This is a genomic window from Prevotella rectalis (assembly GCF_900607215.1).
Classification (GTDB): Bacteria; Bacteroidota; Bacteroidia; order Bacteroidales; family Bacteroidaceae; genus Prevotella; species Prevotella brunnea.
The window spans coordinates 738,600-765,342 of sequence record NZ_LR027822.1 but is presented as its reverse complement, the minus strand read 5'-3'; the positions used below and the strand labels follow the sequence as shown (position 1 = coordinate 765,342).

The window sequence follows — 26,743 nt, the reverse complement described above, 5'->3', positions numbered from 1 at the left end:
ACACTATGGCTAATTATTATACAGACCAACCGGAGATAGAGTTTCACTTGAATCATCCGTTGATGAAGCGAATCGTTGAATTGAAAGAACGCGACTTCGCCGACAAGAAAAACTATGAGGACGCCCCCGTGAACTACGAGGATGCCATTGAGAATTATAAGCGAATTTTGGACATTGCCGGAGACATTGCGGCGAATATCATAGAACCCAACTCGGAGGAGGTGGACAAAGAAGGTCCGCACCTTGTGGACAACAGAATGCATTATGCAAGTAAGACTTACGAAAACCTGAAGGCTACGCGACAAGCCGGTCTGTGGGGTGTCAGCATGCCACGACGTTTCGGCGGATTGAACTTGCCCAATGTGGTCTTTTCCATGCTTTCCGAAATGATATCTGCTGCCGATGCGGGCTTCCAAAACATTTGGTCGCTACAATCATGTATCGACACTCTCTACGAATTTGGTAATGAGGAACAACGGGAGAAATACATCCCACGCATCTGCAATGGAGAAACCATGTCGATGGACCTCACGGAACCGGATGCCGGATCCGACCTGCAACGCGTCATGCTCAAAGCCACTTTCGACGAGAAGGAGAACTGCTGGCGACTTAATGGGGTGAAACGATTTATAACCAATGGCGACTCGGATATCCACCTCGTATTGGCACGCTCGGAAGAGGGGACACATGACGGACGAGGGCTGTCGATGTTCATCTACGATAAGAAGAATGGGGGAGTGGATGTCAGACATATTGAAAATAAATTGGGAATACATGGCTCGCCCACTTGTGAACTGGTGTATAAAAACGCAAAAGCGGAACTATGCGGAAACACTCGCATGGGACTCATTAAATATGTGATGGCACTCATGAACGGAGCGCGTTTGGGAATTGCCGCGCAGAGTGTCGGCGTGGCGAGAGAGGCTTACACGGAAGGATTGAACTATGCCAGGGAACGCATACAGTTCGGAAAGAAAATCATAACTTTCCCTGCCGTTTACGATATGCTGTCGAGAATGAAAGCCAAACTTGACGCAGGACGCTCGCTGCTCTATCAGACGGCACGTTATGTGGATATATATAAAGCACTGGATGATATTGCTCGCGATCGCAAACTCTCACCGGAAGAAAGGAAAGAAGCCAAACAATACAATCGCCTGGCTGACGCTTTCACTCCGCTATCGAAAGGAATCAACTCGGAATATGCCAACCAAAATGCCTACGATGCCATATCAATTCATGGCGGCTCGGGCTTTATCATGGAATACAAGAGTCAGAGATTGTTCCGCGATGCCCGCATCTTCTCCATCTATGAGGGAACTACACAGTTGCAAGTGGTGGCTGCGGTGCGTTACATCACCAACGGAACGTATCTTTCCATCATGAAAGAGATGCTGACCAATGAGGTTTCATCAGAAATGGAATCCTTAAAAGCTCGCGTTGCTAAACTCGTTACGCTCTATGAAGAGGCACTGGAAAAGGTGAAAGCCGACGAAAATCAGGACGAACAAGACTTCTTGGCTCGCCGACTTTACAACATGACGGCGAGCATAGTGCAGGCATTGCTTCTCATTGAGGACGCAAGTAAGGCTCCGGAGCTCTTCGCCAAGTCTGCCAACGTGTTCGTTCGCATGGCGGAAGAGGAGGTTACGGGCTGCGCTGCTTACATTCAAGCGTTCAACGCTTCCGATTTGGAATATTTCAAGGCAGCAGAGGAAAATAAGGAGTAAAGCAACCGCATTGCCAAACAACGTCCGTGGAGTCGAAAAAGGTTCTCGATGGGAGTCTCCACGGACTACTCTTTGATTCTGCATAATTGGTCTTTAGGCTCTTTTTGTCTCAATTATAATAAACAACACAATGATGAAGAAAATATTATCTGCTTGTATGGTGCTGTCCGCCTTGTTCGCTTTTGCGTCTTGCAACAACGGAAACACCAAAGGAAAAACGGAGGAAACCTCACCCGATACTCTCAGTCTTATAGGTAAATGGATAACCACTGGTCCCATTGATTCCACTGAATTGGGAATAGAACTGAAAGCAGACGGAACGGCAGCCTCCATCAATATGCCCACACTTCCATACGATAAGTGGAAAAAAATGAACGATAGCACCATTACCATTCACGGAAGAAGTATCTTCGATGGAGAAACCACGGAACTTACCGACACCTTTGATATTGATAAAGCAGACAATGCGTTAAAGCAAAGGAACACCGACATCATCTACCGAAAGTCCTCTGTACGGTAATGGGGCATTCCTGTTTGCTTCAAGTGGTACGTATGGTAATCTCGCCTCATGTTTTACCTGCCTAAGTTTAATAATCTGTTTCTTGCAGTTTTGGCATTGAATTCCAATTCATAGTCTGCAAATCTTCTGTGGCCGGCACATAGGTAGTTATAGGCATTTCTCTTTGGAACGCCCAAACCGGGTTATCGCTATTGTCTTTTCTATCCTCAAAGTAGAAGTTTGTCAAATCAAAGATAACCATGCGGTTAATGATATTGAACAGATGGTCAGTCTTCCGCCATAAATGGCTTGCAGACAAAACCATTTTGCTCCTATTTCGCGAGCATTGGTATGTTTAACGGTGTTTACATCAGCAAGACATTCTGCCCTGTTTCAAGAAATTTCTGATCAACACCTCTCTGTTCAAGCAAGACAAAAGAGAAGCATATTCTTTATTTGGTCAAATCATTGAAAACGCGAAAATCCTTCCCGGGGATATGGGAAAAGTTCAATAATGTCCTAAAATTTCTTCATTCATCTATCAAAAGCTAAGCTTTTACTTTTCAAAAGGTAAGCTTTTGCAATGCAAAAGGTCATGAATTGGAGTGCAAAAGGTGAGCTTTTAAATTACAACTTTTATCATTCTGATTATCAGTAGGTTATGATACGTTTCCCGAACGCAGTTTTTGTAATGTAATTTCGTGGTGATGATTGGAGCGAATGTTCCCTGTTAAGCGTCTGTTTGCCATCACCTGAATGACAAGCTGTGCGTTACATGCCTCATAAAACCTGCTCGCCCGCTTTTTGATGGCTGACGCATCTGAAAAGCGGGCGAGTTGGTTTGTTTTATCATTGCTTACACGAGATGGCTAATCACCTCTTCTCGCGAAGCCGGCAGATAGTCGATTACCGGAATTTCGGGCATGGTATAGCAACCCGGCGACAAACGCATGGAGGCGCGGGCGCAATTCACCAGCACTTGTGCGGTCAGTGCGGGGTTGTTGATGCTCATGTTGAACTCGAAACGCTGATTGGGGGTCTTTCCGCTCACGCCCTTCCGTACCAAGTTCACGCCGTGCCCCATGTCGCGCACATCATCAACGCTTGCCACGGCAAACACATGTGTTTCATCATTGGCAAAGTAAGGGTCGGCTTTTATCTCCGCCGTAACGTCTTCCAAATTCGCGTCCTCTTCCAATTCCACATAGACCATGCGACGATGAATGCTCTCTCCCAGAGGGATGGTTACCGAAAGTGCGTTCTTCACCCCTTTCTTGCCTCGCACGCAGACCGAGTGTCCCATCGACATGCCCGGTCCGAAGTTGGTGTAGGAGAGTCCTTTTGGTGCCAGACTTTCCATCAACACGCGCACCACCGAGTCGGAACCCGGGTCCCATCCCGCTGCGATGATACTCACTTTGCCTGCTTTCAGACAGTTGGCAGTTTGCCTTGTGCGATAATCGAGGATGCTTGTGTGTATGTCGAACGAATCAACGGTATTGATGCCCGCTGCCACTATCTTTTCCGAATAGTCCGGACAGCTGCGTGTTGGAGCGGCGAGAATAGCCACATCCACATTTTTCAGTTTCCCAATGTCGTCCACCACTTCGTAGGGTGTCAGTTCCAACGGTTTGTTTTTGTCCCCTTGTCGGCGCACGACGCCTGCTATTTCAAAATCTTTTGCCGCTTCCAATGCCTCCACGGCATAGTGTCCGATGTTGCCGTAGCCCACCACGGCTGCTCTGATTTTTTTCATTTTCTGTTGTCCTTTCATGTTTTTTACCTTCTATGAATTTGCAAATATAAATCAAAATCATGAAAGCCATCAGAAAATACACACTTTTTAAATAAAAAAACTCACCACAAAGCAAGTTGAATTGCACGAAGAGAAAGAAAATCGCACGATGTTCCCATTGTGAACCATTTGCCTCGATGACATTACAAAACGATGAAAAAAAAGTGTTTAATCTGTTTCGACGTAAATTTCGCTTTGAAAATCCATTTTTTTATACTATCTTTGTATCATATTAAGTTGAATTATAAGTATTAATTAAAAGTGTAAGTTATGGTAAAATCATTACGTTTCATGGCTACACTGCTTCTGTTGGCAGTGTTTAGCGCAGTTTCCGGGCAAACCGTTGTCTTTCAGGAAACATTCGATGAAGTCGCCGGTACGGGCGGTAACGATGGAGGATGGTCCCGCTCGGTAGCAAATAATCCAATCAGCTCATTCAATGGGTGGAGTTTTACGAAAGGCTACAAAGGCGACAAGTGTGTGAAGTTTGGAACAGCTAAAGCAGGCGGAAAAGCTGTAACGCCGGAGATAATGCTCAACGGCAACGGAAAGCTCACTTTCAGGGCAGGAGCATGGAAAGGTGACGCTACCACACTGAAATTATCAGTCACGGGTGCCACACTTGATAAAGCTGAAGTTACAATGGTAAATGAGGCGTTTACGGAATATACCGTAAACATTACCAATGCCACAGCTCCCATTAAAATCACTTTCGAATCGCCGAAGGCAAAAACTCGCTTCTTCTTGGACGATGTCGTGGTATCAGATGCTTCCGGGACGCCCAAAACAGCTACCACACTGACTTTCGCTCACCCTGAGGATTATGCGTTTACGGTTGCCGATGGAGAGCAGACTTTTACAAATTTGGCAACGCTTTCTCCGTCAGTAGAAGGGGCTGTCATTACTTATTCCAGCGACAATGAAAACGTTGCCATCGTTGATGGAAACACAGGCGAAGTCTTGACGGCAGGCAAAGTGGGTACTGCCAAGATAACGGCTACATACGAAGGCAATGACAGTTATTCCGGTTCAACGGCAAGCTACAAAATCATCGTTACCGACCCGAATGCCAAAGGCTCGCTCAACAATCCTTACTCTCCCGCAGAAGCCGTGGCAGGAATTAACGACGGCACGTTGCTGAACCAAGAATATTATGTGAAAGGTGTTATTTCCCAAGTTAAGGAAGTAAGCACAAAATACGGCAATGCCACCTATTATATATCTGCTGACGGTAAGACGGATGGAGAATTCATGATATTCCGCGGATACGATATTGACGGTGCGAAGTTCACTGAGGAGACTCAAGGCAAAATCATGCAGGGAGCAACGGTTGTTGTTTATGGAAAACTCATTAAATACGGTACCACGCCGGAGATGGGGGCACGCAATAAAATCATCTCTTACACAGCTCCAACAGCCGTTACCGCTACCATCGGTGCCACAGGCTATGCCACGCTTTATTATAGTGGCTGTGCGCTGAAGGTTCCCGCCAATGTTACAGCCACCACCTATAAACTCAATGGCGACAAGTTGGCAATCAGCCATACCTACAACGAGGGCGATGTAATCGCAAAAGGTACAGCAGTGGTCATCAGAGCAACAACAGCCGATTATGAATTCGCCATCGCGGAAGAAGAAGGCTTGGCCGATAACGAGAATATCCTGATGGGAACCGATAACGAGACGCAGCTCACGGCAGATGCCGAGGCATACTTCTATCAGCTGAACGTCAATGCCGAATCAGATCCCGCTTCCGTCGGCTTCTATTGGGGCAACGCAACGGGCGAGGCATTCAAGAACGCCGCTCACAAGGCATACTTGAAATTGCCGAAGACGGTAGAGGCGAAAAGCTGCTTCCTTCTCAGCGATGCAACCGGAATTAACGACATCGTTGCCAACGAGACTCTGAATGAGGATGCTCCGATGTACAATATTGCCGGTCAGCGTGTGAACAAAGGCTATAAAGGCATCGTGATACAGAACGGAAAGAAATACATCGTGAAATAATCGCGGTACGCATCGCAAGCATTTCACAAGATTTAGAAAAATAAAAACTTAGCGTCATGGAAAAATACATAAAACCAGAAACAAAGTGCATGGCTGTTTTGGAAACCGCCACACTTCTCGCGGGCTCCATAGAGTTCCATCCCCAGCCGGGTGGAGGCCCTCAGTTGAGTCCGAAACAACTTCAGTTACCGGATAATCTCATGGAGGAAGGAACAGACATCGATAAAGATGCCTATCATCCTTATACCTTACAATGGGAGTAAACTGAGCTTTCTTCGGGAACGTAGTCTGGAAAGGTATTAGTACCGGAGACAGACAATCATCTATTCATATTGATTGGAGGGTGTGTCGGGACATGGACACATCCTCTTTTCAGCTATCAACGGTTACCGATATATCTCAAAAGACAATCACGTGGCGATTCCGTTCACTACGTTTCTCCACCGGACACCCATCATGCCTGCACACCGAGGGAATAAGCACAGAACCTTATGGATATATTAATCGTACAAAAAATAATCTGTGGAAAGCCATTGATAATCAATCGCTTAAAACGTGCATTCCAAAAGCTAAGCGTTTAGCATTCAAAAGCTAAGCGTTTATGATGCGAAAGCTAAGTTTTTGGCTGTCGCTTGAAATTCTTATTGATTTTTTTAATGACCGATGGAGGATAAAATCACCTCCCGATACAATAATATGCATCGAATTTCGTTATTTGGAAAATATATTTCGGTTGCTTCGGTAACAAGAGAAAAGAAAAAATATTGTTATGATAGAATATATCAGGGGCGAACTGGCCGACCTGACCCCCGCGTTGGCAGTGGTTGAAGCCAATGGTGTGGGGTATGCGCTGAACATCTCGCTCAATACCTATAGTGCCCTTCAAGGTAAGAAAGAAGTGAAACTCTATGTGCATGAGTCGCTCATGACCGGAGGACGGGACGATAACTTTACCCTCTATGGTTTTGCCATGAAGCAGGAGAGACAACTCTATCAACTGCTTATCACCGTTTCGGGAGTGGGAGCCAACACCGCACGCATGATTCTCTCTTCCCTGACGCCCTCCGAACTATGTAACGTTATCGCCAACGGCGACGATAAAATGCTCAAGACTGTGAAAGGCATCGGATTGAAGACGGCACAAAGAATTATCGTCGATTTGAAAGATAAGATTGTGCAGAGTGGCATTGCCGAAGAACTTCACGTGAGCAGACAACCCGGAGCACCAAATGTAAACTCAGCCGTGAAAGACGAGGCGGTGGGCGCGCTGACAATGTTGGGATTTTCGCCCGCTCCTTCGGCAAAGATTGTTACCGCAATATTAAGCGAAGCTCCCGACTTGCCTGTGGAGCAAGTGGTAAAACTGGCATTGAAGCAAATAAAATAAGGAAAGGCGTACGGCTTCCATGCCGCCGAAATGAAACTCAGGCTATACATATTGTTACTTCTCATCCCTGTGGCAGGCATCAGTCTGCTGGCATGGGAACGAAACGTCACGGGTGGGCTGCCATTCGCGCGAAAGTGGGTTGCCGCCACTGCTCCGCCAGACACGACACGAAAGGACACGATAACTTTACGACAAGTGGAGATTGAGGATGAGGAAATACCCGATTCACTCTTGCATCCGCGTTGGAAGGTGCAACGCACCGTACCCATTACCTACGGCGACCTTGAGCAAGGCTCCTACGACCTCGCGCGTCCGGAGAACATCCGACAGACGGTGGAGTACAACGATTCGCTCAACAGATATGTCATTGGTAATAAGATTGGGAACACCTACATCACCGCCCCTGTCATGATGACTCCTGAGGAGTACATGGCATGGAGCGAAAAACGAAGTTTTGCGGATTATTATCGGTCCAAGAACAAAGAAATACTGGAAAATAAAGGAAAGGAAAAGTTCGATTTTACCGATATGCACTTCTCGCTCGGACCGGCAGAGAAAATCTTTGGTCCCGGAGGTGTACGCATCAAGACACAAGGAACGGCAGAAATGAAGTTCGGTGCCACTCTGAAAAACATTGATAACCCCGCCCTACCCATCAGAAATCGAAAGACAACCACCATGAATTTCGATGAGAAAATAAACCTGAACGTCAATGGGAAAGTGGGCGACAAGGTGAACATGAACCTGAATTACAACACCGATGCAACGTTCGACTTCGACTCGCAAAACTTCAAGCTGCGCTATGAAGGTAAGGAAGATGAAATTATCAAACTCGTTGAAGGCGGAAACATCTCGTTCCCATCGAACAACTCGCTGGTACAAGGAGCGTCTTCGCTCTTCGGTATTCGAACGGATTTGCAGTTTGGAAAGCTAAAATTGCAGACCGTACTGTCGCAAAAGAAGTCTTCCAACAAGAGTGTCAGCTCGAAAGGAGGCAAACAGCTCACGCCCTTTGAGTTCTCGGCAGCCGATTACGAAGAAAATCGCCACTTCTTTCTCTCTCATTCGTTCCGAAATAGGTACGACGCCGCCATGAAGACACTACCCAACCTTACGACAGGCATCACCATTAACCGTGTGGAAATATGGGTTACGAATAAGACCGGAACCACAAACAACACGCGCAATATCGTGGCATTGAGCGATTTGGGAGAAAATCTGAACGTGGGTCGTCCCGACCTTTGGGGCAGTGGCTCGGGTGCTGTTCCATCAAATGCCGCCAATGGGGAATACGCCGCTATCGCGCAAAACCATCCGGAGGCACGCGACATCGACCAATCTGCCACCGTGTTGGAAGGAATAGGGCTTGTCGGGGGGAACGATTATGAGAAGTTGTCCAACGCGCGGTTGCTGAACAGCTCCGAATATACAGTGAACAATGCACTCGGATATGTGTCGTTGCGATCCGGATTGCAAACCGACCAAGTACTGGCGGTGGCGTATGAATACACCTATGGTGGCGTAACCTATCAGGTGGGGGAGGTTGCGAGCGACCGAACAAACGTCTCGGAAGCTCTGTTCGTAAAATCTCTGAAGAATACGAGTAACAATCCGCGACAGGCAAACTGGGACTTGATGATGAAAAACGTGTATTATCTCGCTTCTAACATTGAACGCGACAAGTTCAGACTGGACGTAAAGTTTCAGAGCGACACAGCGGGTGTTTACCTTTCTTACATCCCCGAACCACAAGTGAAAGACCGCACGCTGATAAAAGTGTTGGGAGCCGACCGCTTGGACAATAACAACAACGCGCATCCCAATGGCTATTTCGATTTTGTGGAAGGCTATACGGTAACGAACGGACGCGTGTTTTTCCCCGCTGTGGAACCATTTGGTAATTATTTATATAAGTACCTGACAGCAAACGGTGTGGCGGAAACAACCGCGAAGAAGTACGCTTTCACTGAATTATACGACTCGACAAAAACCATTGCCAAACAGATAGCCGAGAAAGACAAGTTTCTGCTGATTGGACAGTTTCGCGGAACGAGTGCCAACGTAATCTCGCTGGGGGCGTATAATGTGCCACAAGGCTCCGTTACGGTAACGGCAGGTGGCGTAACCCTCACGGAGGGGTCGGATTACAGTGTGGATTACAGTGCCGGAGAAGTTACAATCCTCAACCAAAGCATCATAGACGCAGGTACGGCGGTGAACGTCTCGTTGGAAAGTCAGAGCGATTACGGTCAGGAACGCAAAACCATGTTTGGTTTGAATTGGGAATATGATTTCTCAAAGAACTTCATCATTGGCGGAACTTTTATGCACCTGTCGGAACAAGCCTTGACAACGAAGGTGAACATGGGGGCAGAACCTCTGAACAACACTATCTGGGGACTGAACATGAGTTGGAAAAAGGAAAGCCAATGGCTCACCAATATATTGGACAAAATTCCCTTCCTGCACCTTACACAGCCCTCACACATCTCTTTCTCGGCAGAGTTCGCACAGCTTATCGCCGGACAAAGCAAGGGAACGCAGGATAACGCGTCCTACCTGGATGACTTCGAGAATACCAAGAATACCATCGACGTGAGCCAACCCACCAACTGGAGCATCTCAAGCGTGCCCTCCGACTTCTCGGAATCGTCCGATAAGACAACGCTTCGCAGTGGTTACAACCGCAGTTTGCTGGCATGGTACAACATCGATCCGCTCTTTACACGACGCAGCAGCTCGCTCACACCGGGACATATCAAGAGCGACTTGGAACAACTCTCCAATCATTACGTCAGGGAGGTCTATGTTCACGAACTGTTCCCTAATCGCGACCAAAGCAGTTACAACGGTTCCACATCCACATTACCCATCCTTAATTTGGCTTTTTATCCGACGGAGCGAGGTCCTTACAACTTCAATCCCACACTGGACTTGAACGGTCGATTACCCAATCCCAAGCAAAAATGGGGCGGAATGATGCGAAAACTTGATAACAACGACTTCGAGGCTGCCAATATCGAATACATTGAATTTTGGATGCTCGACCCCTTCATCTATACCAATAAACAAGCGGACGCCAAAAACTATGGTGGCGACTTCTATATCAACCTTGGTGAGGTGTCGGAAGATGTGTTGCGCGATGGCAAGAAGTTCTACGAGAGCGGTATGCCGGTGGATGGAAGCAAGGCTTGGACAACCACACAGTGGGGAAAAATTCCCACACAGGCTACCGTAACCTACGCTTTCGCCACCACAGCAGGCAGTCGCGCCTTGCAGGACGTGGGCTTGAACGGATTGAACGATGAGGAAGAACAACGATTCGAGTCGTATCAAGACTTCCTGACCTATGCTCGGGCAAATACAAATCAGGCGGTTTTCGACTCTATTTGGGCGGATTCGGCAAACGATAACTATCATTATTATCGTGGGTCGGACTGGGATAGAATGCAGGCTTCCATCCTTCAGCGTTACAAAAGGATAAACAATCCGCAGGGAAACTCACCCGACAACGACAACCGAAATGAGCGTTACGACACCTCCTACAAGACAACGCCTGACGTGGAAGACATTAATCAGGATTACACACTGAACGAATATGAGAAATATTATCAGTACAAGGTAAGCATTCGACCGGAAGATATGGAGGTGGGACGAAACTATATCGTCGATAAGCGGACGGCTTCTGTGAAATTACGGAACGGAAAGACGGAAGATGCCACATGGTATCAATTCCGAATACCGGTGAGAGAGTATCAAAAGCGCGTGGGATCGATTGGCGATTTTACCAGCATCCGCTTCATGCGCTTATTTCTTACCGATTTTGAGAAACCCATCGTGTTACGCTTTGCCACTTTTGACCTTGTCAGAGGAGAGTGGCGACAGTATTTGCAGACACTCACCAACTCCGCTTCCACATCGGGCAGCATGGAAGTCAGCGCAGTGAGCATAGAAGAGAATAACGACAAGACACCGGTAAATTACGTCCTGCCACCCGGAATCAATCGCGAGCAAGACCCCACACAGCCTCAACTCGTGCAAAGCAATGAGCAGGCGTTGGCGATGATGGTGCACCGGCTCGGCAACAAGGAGTCGAAAGCGGTCTATAAGAACACCACACTTGACATTCGGCAGTACAAACGCTTACAGATGTTCGTTCATGCCAACGCGTTAGAACAAAACACGACCAATCTTTCTGACAACCAATTGGCGGTTTTCATACGTTTGGGGTCGGATTATAAGAACAACTATTACGAATATGAAATCCCATTGAAGCTGACTCCTCCCGGTCGCTATGACACTTATTCAAGGCAGGGGTGCGAAGCGGTATGGCCCGCAGAGAATATGCTCGACATTCCCGTCTCGCTCTTTACCACCGTGAAACGTCTGCGCAACGAAGGACGCGGAAATGGTACGGCAAGCTACAACCGGGAATTCTCTATCTACGATGAAAACCGTCCCGGCAATCGCGTCAGCGTGATGGGCAATCCGACGTTGGGCGAGATAAAGACGATGATCATTGGTGTGCGCAACTTGTCGGGAGTCGAAAAGAGTGGGGAAGTGTGGCTCAACGAGATGCGTTTACTCGAATTTAACAACGAAGGTGGTTGGGCGGCAAAAGGTCAAATGAACGTTCAACTTTCCGATTTTGGTACGATAGATGTGAATGCCACTCACAGTACAGAAGGCTTTGGCGGATTGGAACAAGGCGTGAACGAGCGACAACAAGAGACCAATACCGACGTTTCGGTTACCGCCAATCTGGAATTGGGTAAGTTCTTCCCCGACAAGGCAAAGGTTTCCGCACCGCTTTATTACAGCGTAACCAAGAATGAGAGCCGTCCCAAATACAATCCGCTCGACACAGATATGGAATTGAGCGATGCTCTCGATGGTGCCGCAACCCGACAGGAGCGCGACTCCATAGAATCGATTGCCGTAACGAAGCGCACCACCACCAATTTCTCTTTATCGAATGTCCGCGTGGGCATACAAACCAAGCGACACCCGATGCCTTACGATCCTGCCAACTTCTCCTTTTCGTACAGTCATTCCCATTCTCACACTTCCGGCGAGACTACCGTTTACGAGAATGAGGACAACTGGCGCGGAGCGATGAATTACAGTTGGACACCTGTGTATAAGCCGTGGACACCTTTCAAGAAAGCCATTAAAAGCCAATCAAAATATTTCGACTTGTTCAAACGGTTTGAACTGAACTGGTTGCCACAAAATGTAGCGTTCAACACCGAGATAACCAGAAGTTATTACGAGTTGCAGGAGCGCGACATGGAAGCAACCGAGAACAACATGTTGCCCCTCACATTTAACGAGCAGTTCCTGTGGAACCGCGATTTTTCCATTCGATGGGATTTCACTCGCAATCTCCACGTGAACTTCCAGAGCGCGACCCATGCAGAGATAGAAGAGCCATACACACCTATTAATAAAGACCTCTATGCCGACAGTTATGCAGCGTGGAAGGATTCGGTATGGACGAGCATCAAAAACTTTGGGACGCCGCTCGATTACCAGCAGAATTTCACGCTTTCTTATCAGCTGCCGCTGAATCTCGTCCCAATATTCGACTGGATCAACTCTGACGCTAATTACACGGCAGCATACACTTGGGTGCGCGGAACTGATTTGGAGGATGGAACGTCTTTGGGAAATACGATTACCACCAACCGAATGCTCAATATCAACGGAACCTTGAATTTCGAGCGACTCTACAATCACGTCCCATTCCTGAAAAAGACAAACGAGCGGTTCAGGAAGTCGCCCAAATCGAAAATCGACCAAAGGAGAAGGCTGAACGAGCGAACTGTAGTCGATGATAAAAACTTGAAACTCGACAAGCAGAACAAAAACTACAAGAAGTCGTTGCCGAAGAATGCCAAGAGCTTTGAGCAGGAAGTTACCTTGCCTGCCGATAGTGCCATCGTGGTTTCGCACGCGAAGAAAACCAAGCGCATAAGGGTTTCATTCAAGGATGCCGACGGACACGCCATGAAACTGAAGTGGAAGAAGATGGATGAGAACCGTGTGAAACTCTACAATAAGACCGATTCCACGCTCAGACTGAAACTTACCGTTACTCCCAAAACACCTCTCGATAATCAAGGATGGTACAAAACCGCTCAGTGTGTTGCCCGAGCCTTGATGATGGTACGCACGGCGAGCATCTCTTATCGCAACCAATATTCCATGTCGTTGCCCGGATTCATGCCTACCATTGGCGATGCGTTTGGTCAGACGCGCGGACAGGGTGCATTATCGCCGGGACTTGACTTCGCGTTCGGATTGGTAGGCGATAGTTATATCGACAAGGCGCGAGAGAACAATTGGCTCTTGATGGCAGACAGCGTGGCTACCCCTGCCACTACCAACAAAACGGAAGACCTGCAACTGCGCATGACGCTCGAACCTCTACGCGATTTAAAGATAGACCTTAACGCCAGTCGCACGGAAACGGTATCGAAGAGCATTCAGTACATGTACGTAGGCAATCCCACCACACAAAGTGGTACGCTCACAATGACAACCATCTCGTTAGGAACCGCATTCGAACGTCAGGGAGATGCTAACAATGGGTATCGCAGTGCTGCGTTCGAGAAATTCGCGAAGTCGCTCGATGTCTATCGCGACCGCGTGGAGGAAAGCTATCAAGGGGCACATTATCCGGCTTCGTTCGGAGGAGGAACGTTCAACCCCGCTGTGGGAGCCGTGAATAAGTACAGTGCCGATGTCATGATTCCCGCTTTTCTGAATGCCTACACGAGCATGTCGGGGAACGGACTGAACCTGTTTCCCGGCTTGCGGAGTCTGCTGCCCAACTGGACTCTGCGTTATAGTGGTTTGTCGCGCTTGGCTGTCTTCAAGGACATCTTCAAGAGTGTTAATATCAATCATGCTTACAAAAGTATCTTTGCCATAGGGTCGTACCAAAGTTACAGCACGTGGCAGGAATACATGAACGGACTCGGCTTTATCGCTGACGCAGGTTCAGGTGCGCCCTTGCCAAGCTCAATGTACAATATCTCTCAAGTGAGCATCAATGAGGCGTTTTCACCTTTATTGGGCATTGATGTAACGATGCAAAACAACCTCACGGCACGATTGGAATACAGGCAGACGCGTGTCGTATCCCTTTCCATGACCAGTGTGCAGATAACCGAGGCAACCTCAAAGGACTGGGTGCTCGGATTGGGCTACCGTGTAAACAACGTCAATCTCTTCGGAGGACGCAACCCTCGTTTGGTGAAAAACCTCAAACAAAAGGGAGCGAACAACAACCAGCGGCAGAACAATTCCAACAATGCTCGCAACAGTGGCGGAATAAACCATGACCTGAATCTTCGTCTTAACATGAGCTATCGGCGACAAGCTGCCATCACGCGCGACATTGCTACCTTAACCTCGTCGGCTTCGAGTGGCAATACCGCGTTCAAATTCTCCTTCACGGGCGATTACACCTTGAGCCGATTGATTACAGCCAGTCTGTATTACGATTTGCAAATCAACACGCCGCTACTTTCATCAGGCAGTTATCCCACCACCACACACGATTTCGGACTCAGTCTGAAGATGAGTCTGACCCGATAAAACAAGCCATGAAGCATGGCAATTTCAACGATGAATTTCCAAACAGTGAGCTTTCGCCTCGCAAAAGCTAAGGTTTTGCATTGCAAAAGGTAAGCTTTTGACTGCCAAAAGCTTACCTTTTGAAATGGAAGTTGTAAGGTGTTGAATTTCAAACGATTGCAGACTTCGTTTTTTTAAGTCCGTTTCTCAGTGCTTTTCGGCTGCCCGGAAGCCGGAGCTCTCTTTCAAAACACGAAGAGAAAATGCATTGGACATTCGGAGACCATAAATTGCCAATGAGCACTTTTCTGTCTGATTTTTTTTGTACTTTTGCAAGATGAACTTAGTTTCCGGAATATGAACAGAACCTTTGAACATCGCATAATGTTGCAAGAATGGTTGGCAATCGTGCTTTTTGCCGGTGCTTCCTTGTACTGCCTTCTCCATCGGGAGAGCTTTCTGCTTGTGGGCATGGGCATCTGCTTTGGTATAGCCACGTTTGTGTCCATCTTCAGAGTGATAGGCACTGCCTATACCATTACAACCGATGGGAAACTGATTATAGACCACGGCAGATTTCACCGTAAGAAGACCATTCCGATAGATAGGATAGAACGATTGGAAGAACTGCCGTTAGCCTTTTCCTTGGGGAGTTACGTACTCTTGCATCTGAAGAGTGGGAAGATTATCAGTCTGCAACCGTACAACCGAGAAGGGTTTATCGCTGAAATAGAGAAACGAATATGAAATTAAGATACATATATCTATTCTTGATGAGCATGCCGGCAGTGTTGCCTGTTACAGCTCAAGTGCGTTTGGATAGTGCCGAGGTGGCTCGCTCGATGAAAGGCGAAGAACCCAAAGCCTTAATCGTCGCGACCAATGAAGCCGAAGATGAAGCCGAAGAAGATGACGACTCGATAGCAAGTTTTCAAAACGACAGTGCACTCTCATGGCAGGAGAAGATAAAAGTTCGCTTGGACGGCATCTTACAAGGCGACCTGATGGAAACAACGCAGGTGGGAGTGCAGGTGTGGGATCTGACAGCAGACAGTTGTCTTTACGCCTATCGCCAACGCGCGCAGTTGCGACCGGGATCCACCATGAAACTAATAACCGCCATCACTGCTCTTTGCAGATTGGGGGCAGATTACAGCTTCAGCACGCGAATTTATTATACCGGAACCATCGACGATTCGCTCCATGTGCTCAATGGAGACATCTATTGCGTGGGAGGAATGGATCCAAAGATAAATAGTAGAGACATAACTGCAATTGCCGAGTCGGTGCGCGATTTGGGCATTACCACCATCAAAGGAAATTTCTATGCCGACCTCTCCTTTAAGGATAAAAAAGATTACGGAAGCGGCTGGTGTTGGGACGACAAGAACCCACTGCTGACACCACTGCTTGCCGGCAGGCACGACAATTTCATCACGCAACTCAGACATCGGCTTAGAGCAATGGGTATCGGGCACGAAGGAAGTGTGAACGAGCGAACGCTTCCCAAGGATGCGCAACTCATCACGACACGCTTCCATTCCATTGAAGAAGTCATGCACCGCATGATGAAAGAAAGCGACAATCTCTACGCCGAAGCCATATTCTATCAAATCGCTGCTGCCGGAGGAGGTGCGTGGAGCTCTGCCCGGCAGGCACGCGAAGAGACAAACAAGCTGATAAGAAAACTCGGATTAAATCCTTATCATTATCATGTGGCTGATGGTTCCGGGCTTTCCCTGTATAATTATGTCAGTCCGGAACTCGTAGTACGAATGTTGCGCCATGCCTATAAGAACAGCGATATTTACAACACGCTAATCGGGACGCTGCCTGTTGCCGGCGTTGATGGCACGCTGCGTAAGCGCATGCGACACACATCGGCGACAGGGAATGTGCGCGCCAAGACCGGTACGTTGAAGGGGGTCAGCTCACTGGCAGGCTATCTCACAGCCTCCAATGGGCACAGCCTGTGCTTTGCCATCATTCTCAATGGTGGGATGTATTCCGGTCCGGCACGCCGGTTGCAGAATAAAATATGTATAGCTTTAACTCAATAAGTGATTATGGATGATATCAGAATTTTTGTAGAGACAGTCCTAAACGCTCTCGGTTTACAGGGAGCTTCCGTACCGGTGGTCAGACATTTGCTGCTGGTAGTTATTGCCGTTTTTCTCACCTTGCTTTCCGGCTGGTTGTGCAGGAAGCTCTTGGTGCCGTTCGCTCTTCGGATAACAAAAAAGACGCCTTCGCAATGGGACGATGTCCTCTTCGATGAGAAAGTGCTCCTAACGGCATGCAGCATCGTTCCCGCTGTCGTTCTGTGGGAGCTGCTACCTATGGTTTTCTACCAATTCCCCATTGTCAGGGAAATGCTCACGCGACTTACGGCCGTCTATATTGTCATCAATTCCACACGCCTCATTGTACAAACCGTAAACCGGATCAGCCTCCTTGGTGGAGATAACGGAAGCTCTAAGAAACAATACATCAAGTCGTTTGTCGGTGTGCTACGCATCATTGTCATCTTCATTGCCGTCATTATCGTGATAGCCGTATTGATAAACAAAAGTCCGATGTCGCTTTTCGCCGGCTTGGGAGCAACATCTGCCATCTTGATGTTGGTCTTTAAGGACACCATTGAAGGATTGGTGGCAGGCATTCGACTGACAAGCAACGAGATGGTGAGTGTGGGCGATTGGATAACTGTTCCCGGAACTCCTGTGGATGGCAACGTGATTGATATAACACTCACGACGGTAAAGGTGCAACAATTCGACAACACCATTACCACCGTGCCTCCCATTACATTGGTAAACGGAGCGTTTCAGAACTGGAAAGGAATGCAGGACAATGGAAATCGACAAGTGAAACGCAAGATTTTCTTTGACGTAAAAAGTGTGAAACTCATCGATGAGGAGCTTCGTCGGAACTTGTTGGAGAAGCAACTTGCCAACCCCGAACAATTGAAAGAGAGCACAGTGAACATCGGACTGTTTCGCAGTTACCTTGAAGCCTATTTGAGGAAACGCACTGACGTGAATTCAAACATGACTTTAATGGCTCGTCAGCTTGAGGCAACGCAAAGCGGAACACCCATCGAACTGTATTTTTTCATAGGCACCACGGATTGGGTATCTTACGAAGCCTCTGTTTCCGATATTTTAGAACACATCTATGCCTATGCGCGGGAATTTGGATTGAATGTGTATCAGATGTTTCCGGAACAATAGAAGCGCAACGAAATGGCTTGAGAGGTGCAGTTGGGGATTAGCTGAAAAAACAGAAAAGGAGGTAATGACAATGGCTTCAGAGACAAGAAAAAATATAGTTTGCAACAGAATACCGGAGAAATTTTACAATCCCCGGACGGCAGTTGAGCAATCGGAGCTTACGCGCTTCGAGAATATTCCCACATCAATATTCCCAACAGTGGAAGGGGGAGCAGAAAAGGTGGCAGATACCATTGAACGCACCATCAGAATACGACAAGAGGCAGGTGAGCCTTGTGTGCTTCTCTTAGGTACGGGCAATTCTCTAACGCCCATATTCAACGCATTGGTAGCCAAACATCGGAAAGGATTGAGCTTCTCCAACGTAATCATCTTCAATGCTTACGAATATTATCCTTTGAAGGATGAGGGACAGAATTCTGCCATGTGCCAGTTACGCGAGCGGTTGTTAAACCATATCGACGTGAAACCTCAAAATATCATGTCGCCCGATGGACATGCTCCACAAGATAAGGTTCAGGCACATTGTCGTCTTTACGAACATCGGATTAGTAGCTACGAACGTATTGACATTGCGTTATTGGGGATTGGCAGGATGGGAAATATCGCCGCGAATGAACCGGGGTCGGGCATCACCTCCACAACGCGTCTTATCTTAATCGACAACACAGTCCGACAGGAAATGACCTTGAGTTTCGGATCACCGGATCGAGTGCCTCCTTGCTCGATTACGGTCGGGGTGCAGACCATTTTGCGAGCTGAAAGAATCTTCCTCGCGGCATGGGGAGATGAAAAGGCAGAGATTATACAAAAAACGGTGGAGGGAAAAATGACAGAAACATTTCCTGCCACTTTTCTGCAATCCCACGGAAACGCACAAGTGATTACCGACATGGCAGCCGCAGGCAGACTGACCCGCGTGGTTCATCCATGGTTGGTGGCTGATTGCGACTGGAACGACAAGCTGACGCGTGCGGCATTGGTCTGGTTGTGTGGCATAACGGGCAAGCCGATATTAAAACTTACCAATAAGGATTACAATGAGCATGGGCTTTCTGAGCTATTGGCTTTATATGGTTCTGCCTATAATGCCAACATAAAGATATTCAACGATTTGCAACATACCATAACCGGGTGGCCCGGTGGTAAACCCAACACCGAAGATGCCTATCGCCCGGAACGTTCAAAGCCTTTCCCGAAACGTGTGCTGGTATTTTCTCCCCATCCCGATGATGACGTTATTTCCATGGGAGGCACACTGCGCAAACTCGTAGAGCAGGGACATGATGTTCATGTGGGTTATCAAACCAGTGGGAACATCGCCGTAAACGATGAGGAAGTGATGCGTTATATGCACTTCGTCAATGGATTTAATAAGTTGTTCGGTACTGATAAAAATGAAGTAATAAGGGGTAAATACAAGGATATAAAAGATTTCCTGCTTGCCAAGAAAGAAGGGGATACAGACCCGAAAGATATTCTCGCCATCAAAGGACTCATACGCCGTGGAGAGGCACGCACCGCCTGTGCGTTCAATCACCTGCTTCCAACTCATGTCCACTTTCTCGACATGCCATTCTATGAGAGTGGAAAGATAGAAAAGTTTCCCATGTCGGAAGCTGATGTGAAGATTGTGCGCAACCTAATGGTTAAAGTCAAGCCTCATCAGATTTATGTTGCGGGCGATTTGGCAGACCCACACGGCACGCATCAAAAATGTACTGAGGCTGTACTAACAGCTATCGAAGAAGAAAAAAAAGCAAACGCAAGCTGGATATCCGATTGCAGAATCTGGATGTATCGGGGTGCATGGGCAGAATGGGAGATAGAGAATATAGAAATGTGCGTCCCAATGAGCCCGGAAGAGCTGCGAGCAAAGCGAGACAGTATTCTGAAGCATCAAAGTCAGATGGAAAACGCACCGTTCTTGGGCAACGATGAACGACTTTTTTGGCAACGCGCGGAAGACAGAAATCGTGGAACGGCAACCATCTATGATAAATTGGGGTTAGCTTGTTACGAGGCAATGGAGGCATTTGTGGAATATAAGCCTTAGCCACGGTATATTAGAACGAAACTATCTGCATTTATTCATTTATCCGACTGCACAGATTGCATACCGCATACCCACCTAATTTCTCCCACGTCACACGAGATGAACCGGTGTTTGCTCTAAAGCGGCATAGAAATGATTTTTTCTAAACCCTTTAGAGCGAAGACAGACAACTTTTTCAGAAAATAGTCAGTGCATAAAGATACACCACAGCTGCTGGAAGAGCCATCAGCGATGAATCGAATCGGTCGAGCATACCACCATGACCGGGCAAAATATTACCGCTATCCTTTACACCCAGTGTGCGCTTGAAAAGACTTTCTACCAAATCGCCCCATGTACCGAATACAGCAACAACGATACCCAACCCTATCCACTGTGGAATGGTGAGCATATTGACGTTGCCATCTTTTCCGGTGAAATAGCCTATCAACACCGCCACCGCAATTACGAGGATGCCACCTCCAATACTGCCCTCCCAAGTCTTTGCAGGGCTGATGCGCGGAAAGAGTTTGTGCTTTCCGAAAAGCGATCCTGAACAATATGCGCCTGTGTCGTTGGTCCACAAAAAGATGAACACGCTCAAGGGCAAAAGCAGGTCGATGGTTGTCTGTCCATTGAGATCGTGCTGAAATGCCAGAATGTTAATCATCGAAATGGGAAGGACAATATACATTTGTCCCAACATCGTGTAAGCCCAATTCAAGATGGGATTCTCGTTCTTTAGATAAAGCTCTGACAGGAAAAGATAAATAATGGTAAGAATATAGGGTACAAACACGCTGAAACCCTCAACAAAGCCTAACCGCTGACCGGCTAAAGCAACGAAGAAGTAAACCCCCGCGACAGTAGAGATAAACCGATTAATATTCACATGCTCCATTTGTGAAACAAGTGTCGTAAACTCCCACAACGTCAGCCCGGTGATAGTAGCAAACAACAACACCATATAATGGGGAGAAAGAAAGCCTGCCACCATGATTGTCACGAAAAGCACACCGGTAACGGCGCGTGTTATCAGATTTTTTTGCTTGTCAGTCATTCTCTTTCCGGGTATTTTGCGATTGCTCAGAAGTGGTATCGACAGCCTTTTCGCTTTCTGTTTGAGAATTATTCTCGCCTGTCTTTACAGCCGCCTCGTGATCGGCTTGCGCTTGTTTCACCTCATCCGGCATATCCTCCAATCTAAGTTCAGACTTTTCCTCCAAGTCCATCAATTCCTGAGTGCGACTTACCCATGGACGTTTCCCGAATATTTCCTCCACGTCTTCAGCCATAATCACCTCTCGCTCTATGAGGATTTGAGCCAAGCGGTTGTGTCCTTCCTTATGTTCGGACAAAATGTGTTTGGCGCGTGCATACTCATCATTTATCATCTTTAACACTTCTTCGTCTATCGCCTTAGCAGTGGTTTCCGAATAAGGCTTTTGGAAACCCGGATCTTGATTGTTGTAATAACAAATATTGGGCAGTTTATCGCTCATCCCCGCATAGGCTATCATGCCAAACGCGCTCTTCGTGGCACGTTCGAGGTCGTTCATGGCACCGGTTGAGATGTGCCCGGTAAACAATTCCTCCGCAGCTCGTCCACCAAGGAGCGAGCACATCTCATCGAGCATTTGCTCCTTCGTCGTGATGGGGCGTTCTTCGGGCAGATACCATGCTGCACCCAGTGCCTGCCCACGAGGAACAATGCTTACTTTCACAAGCGGATTGGCATGTTCACAGAACCAACTGACGGTGGCATGCCCTGCTTCATGGAGGGCTATGGTGCGTTTCTCCTCCGCCGTGAGTATCTTCGTTTTCTTCTCCAACCCTCCAATGATGCGATCAACGGCATCAAGGAAATCTTGTTTGCCTACGACTCGCTTATTGTGTCTCGCCGCTATCAGCGCAGCCTCATTGCATACGTTGGCTATATCGGCACCAGAAAACCCAGGGGTCTGACGCGCCAAAAGGTCTATATCCAAATTTTTATCGAGTTTCAGAGGACGCAAATGCACTTGGAATATCGCCTTGCGCTCCGGAAGGTCGGGCAAATCAACGTGTATCTGCCTGTCGAATCGTCCGGCACGGAGCAATGCCTTGTCGAGCATATCAACGCGGTTGGTGGCAGCCAACACAATCACGCCACTATTTGTGCCAAAGCCGTCCATCTCGGTAAGTAGCGCATTCAGCGTATTCTCACGCTCATCGTTGCCACCCATGGATGGATTTTTTGACCTCGCGCGACCTACGGCATCTATCTCGTCAATAAAAATAATGCACGGAGCTTTCTCTTTTGCCTGACGGAACACATCTCTTACCCTGCTTGCACCAACTCCAACGAACATTTCCACGAAGTCAGATCCGCTCATGGAGAAGAAGGGTGAGCCGGCTTCTCCTGCCACGGCTTTGGCAAGGAGCGTCTTACCGGTTCCCGGCGGTCCAACAAGGAGTGCTCCCTTTGGTATCTTACCTCCCAACTCGGTGTATTTCTTGGGGTTTTTAAGAAACTCCACAATCTCTTGCACTTCCTGTTTGGCTCCTTCCTGACCTGCCACATCCTTAAAGGTTATCCCCAATTCACCGGCTTTTTCATACAGTCTGGCTTTCGACTTGCCTACGCTGAACACACCGTTACCACCACCGGCTCCTCCGCTCATTCGGCGCATGATGAAAATCCAAAATCCAATGATGAAAATCCATGGAATAAGACTGATTAGGATATCCTTAAATCCATTCTCGTCTTTGTTCTCATAGCTGTAACCTTGAATTTTTCGATTCTTCACAGCGGCGTTGAGGAATGTCTCAAGATTATCGATGGAGCCTATTTCAACAGTGATGTATGGATTGTTGCCAACCTGTGCCGTGCCCCGCTTGAAAATTTCCCGGATATGATCGGGACTGACATACATTTTTAGTGAGCTCTCGTTCTTATTGATTACAACTCGAGTGGCATAACCTTTATTAATATATGTCTGAAAAGTAGTATAATCTTTTCTGATGCTATCCCCACCTTCGAACATGTTTTCCGGACCGCCCGTTGTGAAGAATATCAACGCGAAAATAATGGCAAGCACATAGAGCCAGTTCATGTTGAACTTTGGCATTTTCGGCATGTTGGGTTTGTTGTCCAAATTCTGATTGTCCATTTACATAAATTTATTGATTATTAAAATCCGACCGTTCCGACATCCATCCTCAGTCTAAATCAGCTATTGAGGTGAGTGTAGCGTCTTCCCAAAGATGCTCAAGGTCATAATAAGTCCGGGTTTCCGGAACAAAAACATGAACCAAAACATCGACAAAATCCATGGCAACCCATTTGTTGTTGCCCAACCCTACGCAATTCACGGGTTTTTCTCCATTCCGCTCGCGAACATAGTCGCCTACCGATTCTGCGATAGCTTCTACCTGTTGGGGGGAGTTACCGTGACAAATGACGAAATAATGGCAAATGGTGCCATCGATCTTCGACAAATCTGCAATTACTATGCCATGTCCCTTTTTGTCTTGAATGCCTTTTGTTATGGAATCTAATAATCTCTGTGTTTCGTTCATTAATAGTTCTTAAATTATGTGCCACAAAGATAGTGCAATTCGCTTGAAAGGCAAAATAAATTTGTTTTATTTTGCAAATTATATCACCGATTTCGCTATCTTTTCCAAATAAACAGAAAGTGTTCGTAAAAAAGAGATGGAAACGAGGGACAATGAACGTCAAAAACATGCACTGAATAGCAGGAGCTTAGATATTACATTTTAAAAACTAAACTTTTAAAATCAGATTTATAACGGGGTTATTTTCAATGTTATACAAAACGTATTATTTGTTATGGACAAACGTTTTCCTTATTTGAAGTGAAGCTCGTATCTTTGATGTGCGGAATGTCTATTTTCCGTGCTGACAAACTAACACTCAAGCAAGGTGTCATGGTGGAATAAACTTTTTTTGAAAAAACGAGTAGATTTATTTGGAAGTTCATAAAAAACGCAGTATCTTTGCATCACGATAACATAGAATTATGTTCTATTGGGATATGGTGTAATGGTAACACTACAGATTCTGGTCCTGTCATTCCTGGTTCGAATCCGGGTATCCCAACCATCAATAATAAAAAAGCCTGCTTGTCCGAGCAGGCTTTTTTATTATTGCCACGCAGGGGATTGACTGTGCAAAGCTGTTCGGTATATCCGAAGCCAACATACTGCCATCTTTCAAAAAAACGCTATCAACGTCTTCTTGTTGATAGCGGTTTTTAAAAGTTCGCATTTAGTTATGAGCCCTTACGAGCTGGCACTATTCTTTATTTTCGGCATCAATGGCTTTTATTTTCTGCTTAGTCTCCTCCATATCGTCTTTCAACTTTTGAATGCGTCGTTTCATGTCATCAATCAAGCTGTTGCCTTTCTTACTACTGATATTGAGGAAACCGAGGTTATTTTCGTAGGTATTGATCTCCTGCTTCAATTGTTCGTATCGGCGCAGCAGTCTTCCACGTTCGTTATCCAGCGCGTTTGCCCCACGGTCGGCAACTTTCTTGAGGTTGTTTTTGAAATTGTTAATTCTGCGTTGCGAAGCAGTGATGTTCAGTTCCTTGTAGAGTTTGTCGAGAATATCGTGATAAGCCTTATAGACCTTATCTTTCTCTTTGAATGGAACGTGCCCAATCTCATTAAACTCGTCTGATAACCGACGCACTTTTTCCTGTATGTTCTCAGCCTCTGTTTCCAACAACTGAGAAAGTTGTTCGATGACTTGTTTCTTCTTCGCAAGATTTTCTTGTTCTTCGCTGCGAACGTCTGCATGTGCCGCATTGCGAGCATCGAAGAAATGATTGCAAGCCGACAAAAAGTCGTTCCACAGTTGATCGCCATATTTCCGCGGTACCATACCGATGGTTTTCCATTCCTTTTGCAGTGCTATCAATTTTTCGGTTGTTTTCTTCCAATCCGTGGAATCCTTGAGTGCTTCTGCTTGTTCCACCAACGCTTTCTTTTTCTCCGCATTTTCTGCAAACTGCTGTTTCAACTTCTTGAAGAACTCTCCTTTCCTTTCAAAAAAGTCATCGCATGCCTTTCGGAATCGCTCATAGATTTTCACATTCATCTTTTGAGGGGCGAATCCAATGGTCTTCCATTCTTTTTGAATTTCGATAATCTCCTTGGTCGCGTTTTCCCAATCGGCAGAACCTTTGTTCTCGCGTGCTAAGATGGCTTCCAGTTTTTCGCACAGCGAGGTTTTCTTGGTAAGATTTTCTTCCTCACGCGCCCGAAGGTTCTCAAAGTGTTGCTGGTGGCGTTTGTTTATGATGGTGCTTGCAGCCTTGAAGCGAGTCCAGATTGCTTCGCGCAAGTCTTTGTCCACCGGTCCGGTTTCTCTGAATTCCTGATGAAGTTCTTGCAGCTGATGAAACGCGCTGACCACGTCCTCTTCACTACCTAAACGCTCGGCAGCCTCACAGAGTTGGGTCTTTTTCTCCAAGTTCTTTTTGAAGTCGTATTCTCTGGCTTCCCGATTAAGGTTGAGCAGGTCGTAGAACTGTTCGATGTAGAGCTGATAGTTGCGCCACAACTCGTTGTTTTTTTCAGGTGGAACAGGCTTTACGGCTTTCCATTCTTGCTGCAAGGCTTTTACCTCTTGGAAGTTCTTGTTGGCTTCTTCCGGCGTAGTTGCCATGGATTTCAATTTTTCAAGGATAGCCTCTTTGCGTTGAAGGTTTTCCTGTTTTAATGTTTCTTGTTCCAAGAAAGCTTTTTGTCGTTTCTCTTTGATAACAGACATGGCAGCCTTGAAGTTCTCTTCGTCTTCGTCCGGAAATATCTGATACTTCTCAGGGTCGCCACCCTCCTCAATATAAGTTTTTTGTTTGGCTTCTCTTTCCGCGAGATGCATTTTGTAGAACGCGGTCTTCAAGTGTTCCACTTCCGTTCTGTCGGGGGTTTCATCGGCGATTGAGATTTCCTTGATGCGTTCTGCGATTTCTTTTTTTGAGGTGTAGTTTTTAGTTTTCTTCTGCTCGGGACTTGTCGTGTCCGCATTTTCCGCAGCATTGGATTTCGTGTTTTCTTCCACTACATCATCTTTCACCTCTTGTTCTGCAACATTCTCTTGCTGCTTTACATCTTCTGTTCCCTTGTTTAGGGAATTCTCTTGAGAGTCCATCATGTCACTTTTTTTAGTTTATGATTTGGGTTTATCCTTTACTTGTGTTCATAGTTCGCTACTCTTGTAGCGAGTTATGCGCATGAAACAATTGTTATAAAGTGCAAACTTAGATAAAAAGTTTTAATCTGCCTAATTTATAATCGTATTTTTTCTATCTATTTTCTCTTTTCTGACCGCGCAGAGTCAACCAGCAAGTGCAAAATTATAAAACGTATTTGAAGAATTCACACTTTGGAGTAGAAAAGTTTAATTTTTCTCTCGGTCTTTCGTTCAATTTCTTTTGTATCGACATAATTCTCTTGTC

Annotated in this window: 15 protein-coding genes, 1 tRNA gene and 1 pseudogene; 11 read left to right on the top strand and 6 right to left on the bottom strand. The window is 46.7% G+C overall.

Annotation, left to right across the window (positions count from 1 at the left end):
• Positions 1-5 precede the first annotated feature (5 nt).
• Both E0E16_RS11505 and E0E16_RS11500 read left to right on the top strand, forming a co-directional pair.
• On the top strand, positions 6-1,730 hold the full coding sequence (locus tag E0E16_RS11505) for an acyl-CoA dehydrogenase family protein (RefSeq protein ID WP_130830400.1): 1,725 nt from the start codon (positions 6-8) through the stop codon (positions 1,728-1,730).
• A 130-nt stretch (positions 1,731-1,860) separates the two neighbouring features.
• On the top strand, positions 1,861-2,250 hold the full coding sequence (locus E0E16_RS11500; RefSeq protein WP_255418180.1) for a lipocalin family protein: 390 nt from the start codon (positions 1,861-1,863) through the stop codon (positions 2,248-2,250).
• Positions 2,251-2,317: 67 nt separating this feature from the next.
• Here the strand turns inward: E0E16_RS11500 and E0E16_RS11495 are convergent, their stop codons facing one another.
• Both E0E16_RS11495 and E0E16_RS11490 read right to left on the bottom strand, forming a co-directional pair.
• Positions 2,318-2,554, bottom strand: coding sequence for a hypothetical protein (locus E0E16_RS11495; protein ID WP_130830399.1), 237 nt, complete (start codon positions 2,552-2,554; stop codon positions 2,318-2,320).
• A gap of 531 nt (positions 2,555-3,085) precedes the next feature.
• Positions 3,086-3,985 carry a diaminopimelate dehydrogenase gene (locus E0E16_RS11490; protein ID WP_130830398.1) on the bottom strand — a complete coding sequence of 300 codons (900 nt, stop codon included), beginning with the start codon at positions 3,983-3,985 and terminating at the stop codon, positions 3,086-3,088.
• A 309-nt stretch (positions 3,986-4,294) separates the two neighbouring features.
• Between E0E16_RS11490 and E0E16_RS11485 the strand changes: the two genes are divergently transcribed.
• From E0E16_RS11485 to E0E16_RS11450, 8 genes and pseudogenes are all read left to right on the top strand, one after another.
• Positions 4,295-6,031, top strand: coding sequence for an Ig-like domain-containing protein (locus E0E16_RS11485; protein ID WP_130830397.1), 1,737 nt, complete (start codon positions 4,295-4,297; stop codon positions 6,029-6,031).
• A 56-nt stretch (positions 6,032-6,087) separates the two neighbouring features.
• Complete coding sequence (locus E0E16_RS11480; RefSeq protein WP_130830396.1) at positions 6,088-6,294, top strand: hypothetical protein; 207 nt, start codon at positions 6,088-6,090, stop codon at positions 6,292-6,294.
• 506 nt (positions 6,295-6,800) lie between these two features.
• Positions 6,801-7,418, top strand: a complete 618-nt coding sequence (ruvA, locus tag E0E16_RS11475) for a Holliday junction branch migration protein RuvA (protein WP_130830395.1) — start codon at positions 6,801-6,803, stop codon at positions 7,416-7,418.
• A gap of 204 nt (positions 7,419-7,622) precedes the next feature.
• A pseudogene (gene sov, locus E0E16_RS11470) lies at positions 7,623-15,023 on the top strand (T9SS outer membrane translocon Sov/SprA); the annotation flags it as partial.
• A 336-nt stretch (positions 15,024-15,359) separates the two neighbouring features.
• On the top strand, positions 15,360-15,749 hold the full coding sequence (locus E0E16_RS11465) for a PH domain-containing protein (protein WP_130830393.1): 390 nt from the start codon (positions 15,360-15,362) through the stop codon (positions 15,747-15,749).
• Entirely contained in the window at positions 15,746-17,062 is a 1,317-nt protein-coding gene (dacB, locus tag E0E16_RS11460) for a D-alanyl-D-alanine carboxypeptidase/D-alanyl-D-alanine endopeptidase (protein WP_130830392.1), read from the top strand. The genes E0E16_RS11465 and dacB overlap by 4 nt, the downstream gene beginning before the upstream one ends.
• A gap of 6 nt (positions 17,063-17,068) precedes the next feature.
• The gene (locus tag E0E16_RS11455) at positions 17,069-18,235 is read left to right on the top strand and encodes a mechanosensitive ion channel family protein (RefSeq protein ID WP_130830391.1); all 1,167 of its coding nucleotides are present in this window, start codon (positions 17,069-17,071) and stop codon (positions 18,233-18,235) included.
• Positions 18,236-18,305: 70 nt separating this feature from the next.
• Complete coding sequence (locus E0E16_RS11450) at positions 18,306-20,291, top strand: glucosamine-6-phosphate deaminase (RefSeq protein WP_130830390.1); 1,986 nt, start codon at positions 18,306-18,308, stop codon at positions 20,289-20,291.
• A gap of 175 nt (positions 20,292-20,466) precedes the next feature.
• On the opposite strand, the gene E0E16_RS11445 is transcribed toward E0E16_RS11450, so the two are convergent.
• The 3 genes from E0E16_RS11445 to rsfS are packed head-to-tail and all read right to left on the bottom strand — an operon-like array spanning position 20,467 to position 23,831.
• Entirely contained in the window at positions 20,467-21,330 is an 864-nt protein-coding gene (locus E0E16_RS11445) for a phosphatidate cytidylyltransferase (protein ID WP_130830389.1), read from the bottom strand.
• Positions 21,323-23,422: an ATP-dependent zinc metalloprotease FtsH gene (ftsH, locus tag E0E16_RS11440; protein ID WP_130830388.1), complete on the bottom strand. Its 2,100-nt coding sequence runs from the start codon at positions 23,420-23,422 to the stop codon at positions 21,323-21,325. Before ftsH ends, E0E16_RS11445 begins: the two co-directional genes overlap by 8 nt.
• A 49-nt stretch (positions 23,423-23,471) precedes the next feature.
• Positions 23,472-23,831, bottom strand: coding sequence for a ribosome silencing factor (rsfS, locus tag E0E16_RS11435; protein ID WP_130830387.1), 360 nt, complete (start codon positions 23,829-23,831; stop codon positions 23,472-23,474).
• Positions 23,832-24,304: 473 nt separating this feature from the next.
• Between rsfS and E0E16_RS11430 the strand changes: the two genes are divergently transcribed.
• Positions 24,305-24,378: transfer RNA gene (locus tag E0E16_RS11430), tRNA-Gln, on the top strand.
• A 192-nt stretch (positions 24,379-24,570) separates the two neighbouring features.
• Here E0E16_RS11430 and E0E16_RS11425 read toward each other — a convergent pair.
• Positions 24,571-26,439, bottom strand: a complete 1,869-nt coding sequence (locus E0E16_RS11425) for a DUF349 domain-containing protein (RefSeq protein ID WP_130830386.1) — start codon at positions 26,437-26,439, stop codon at positions 24,571-24,573.
• Between the last annotated feature and the right edge of the window lie 304 nt (positions 26,440-26,743).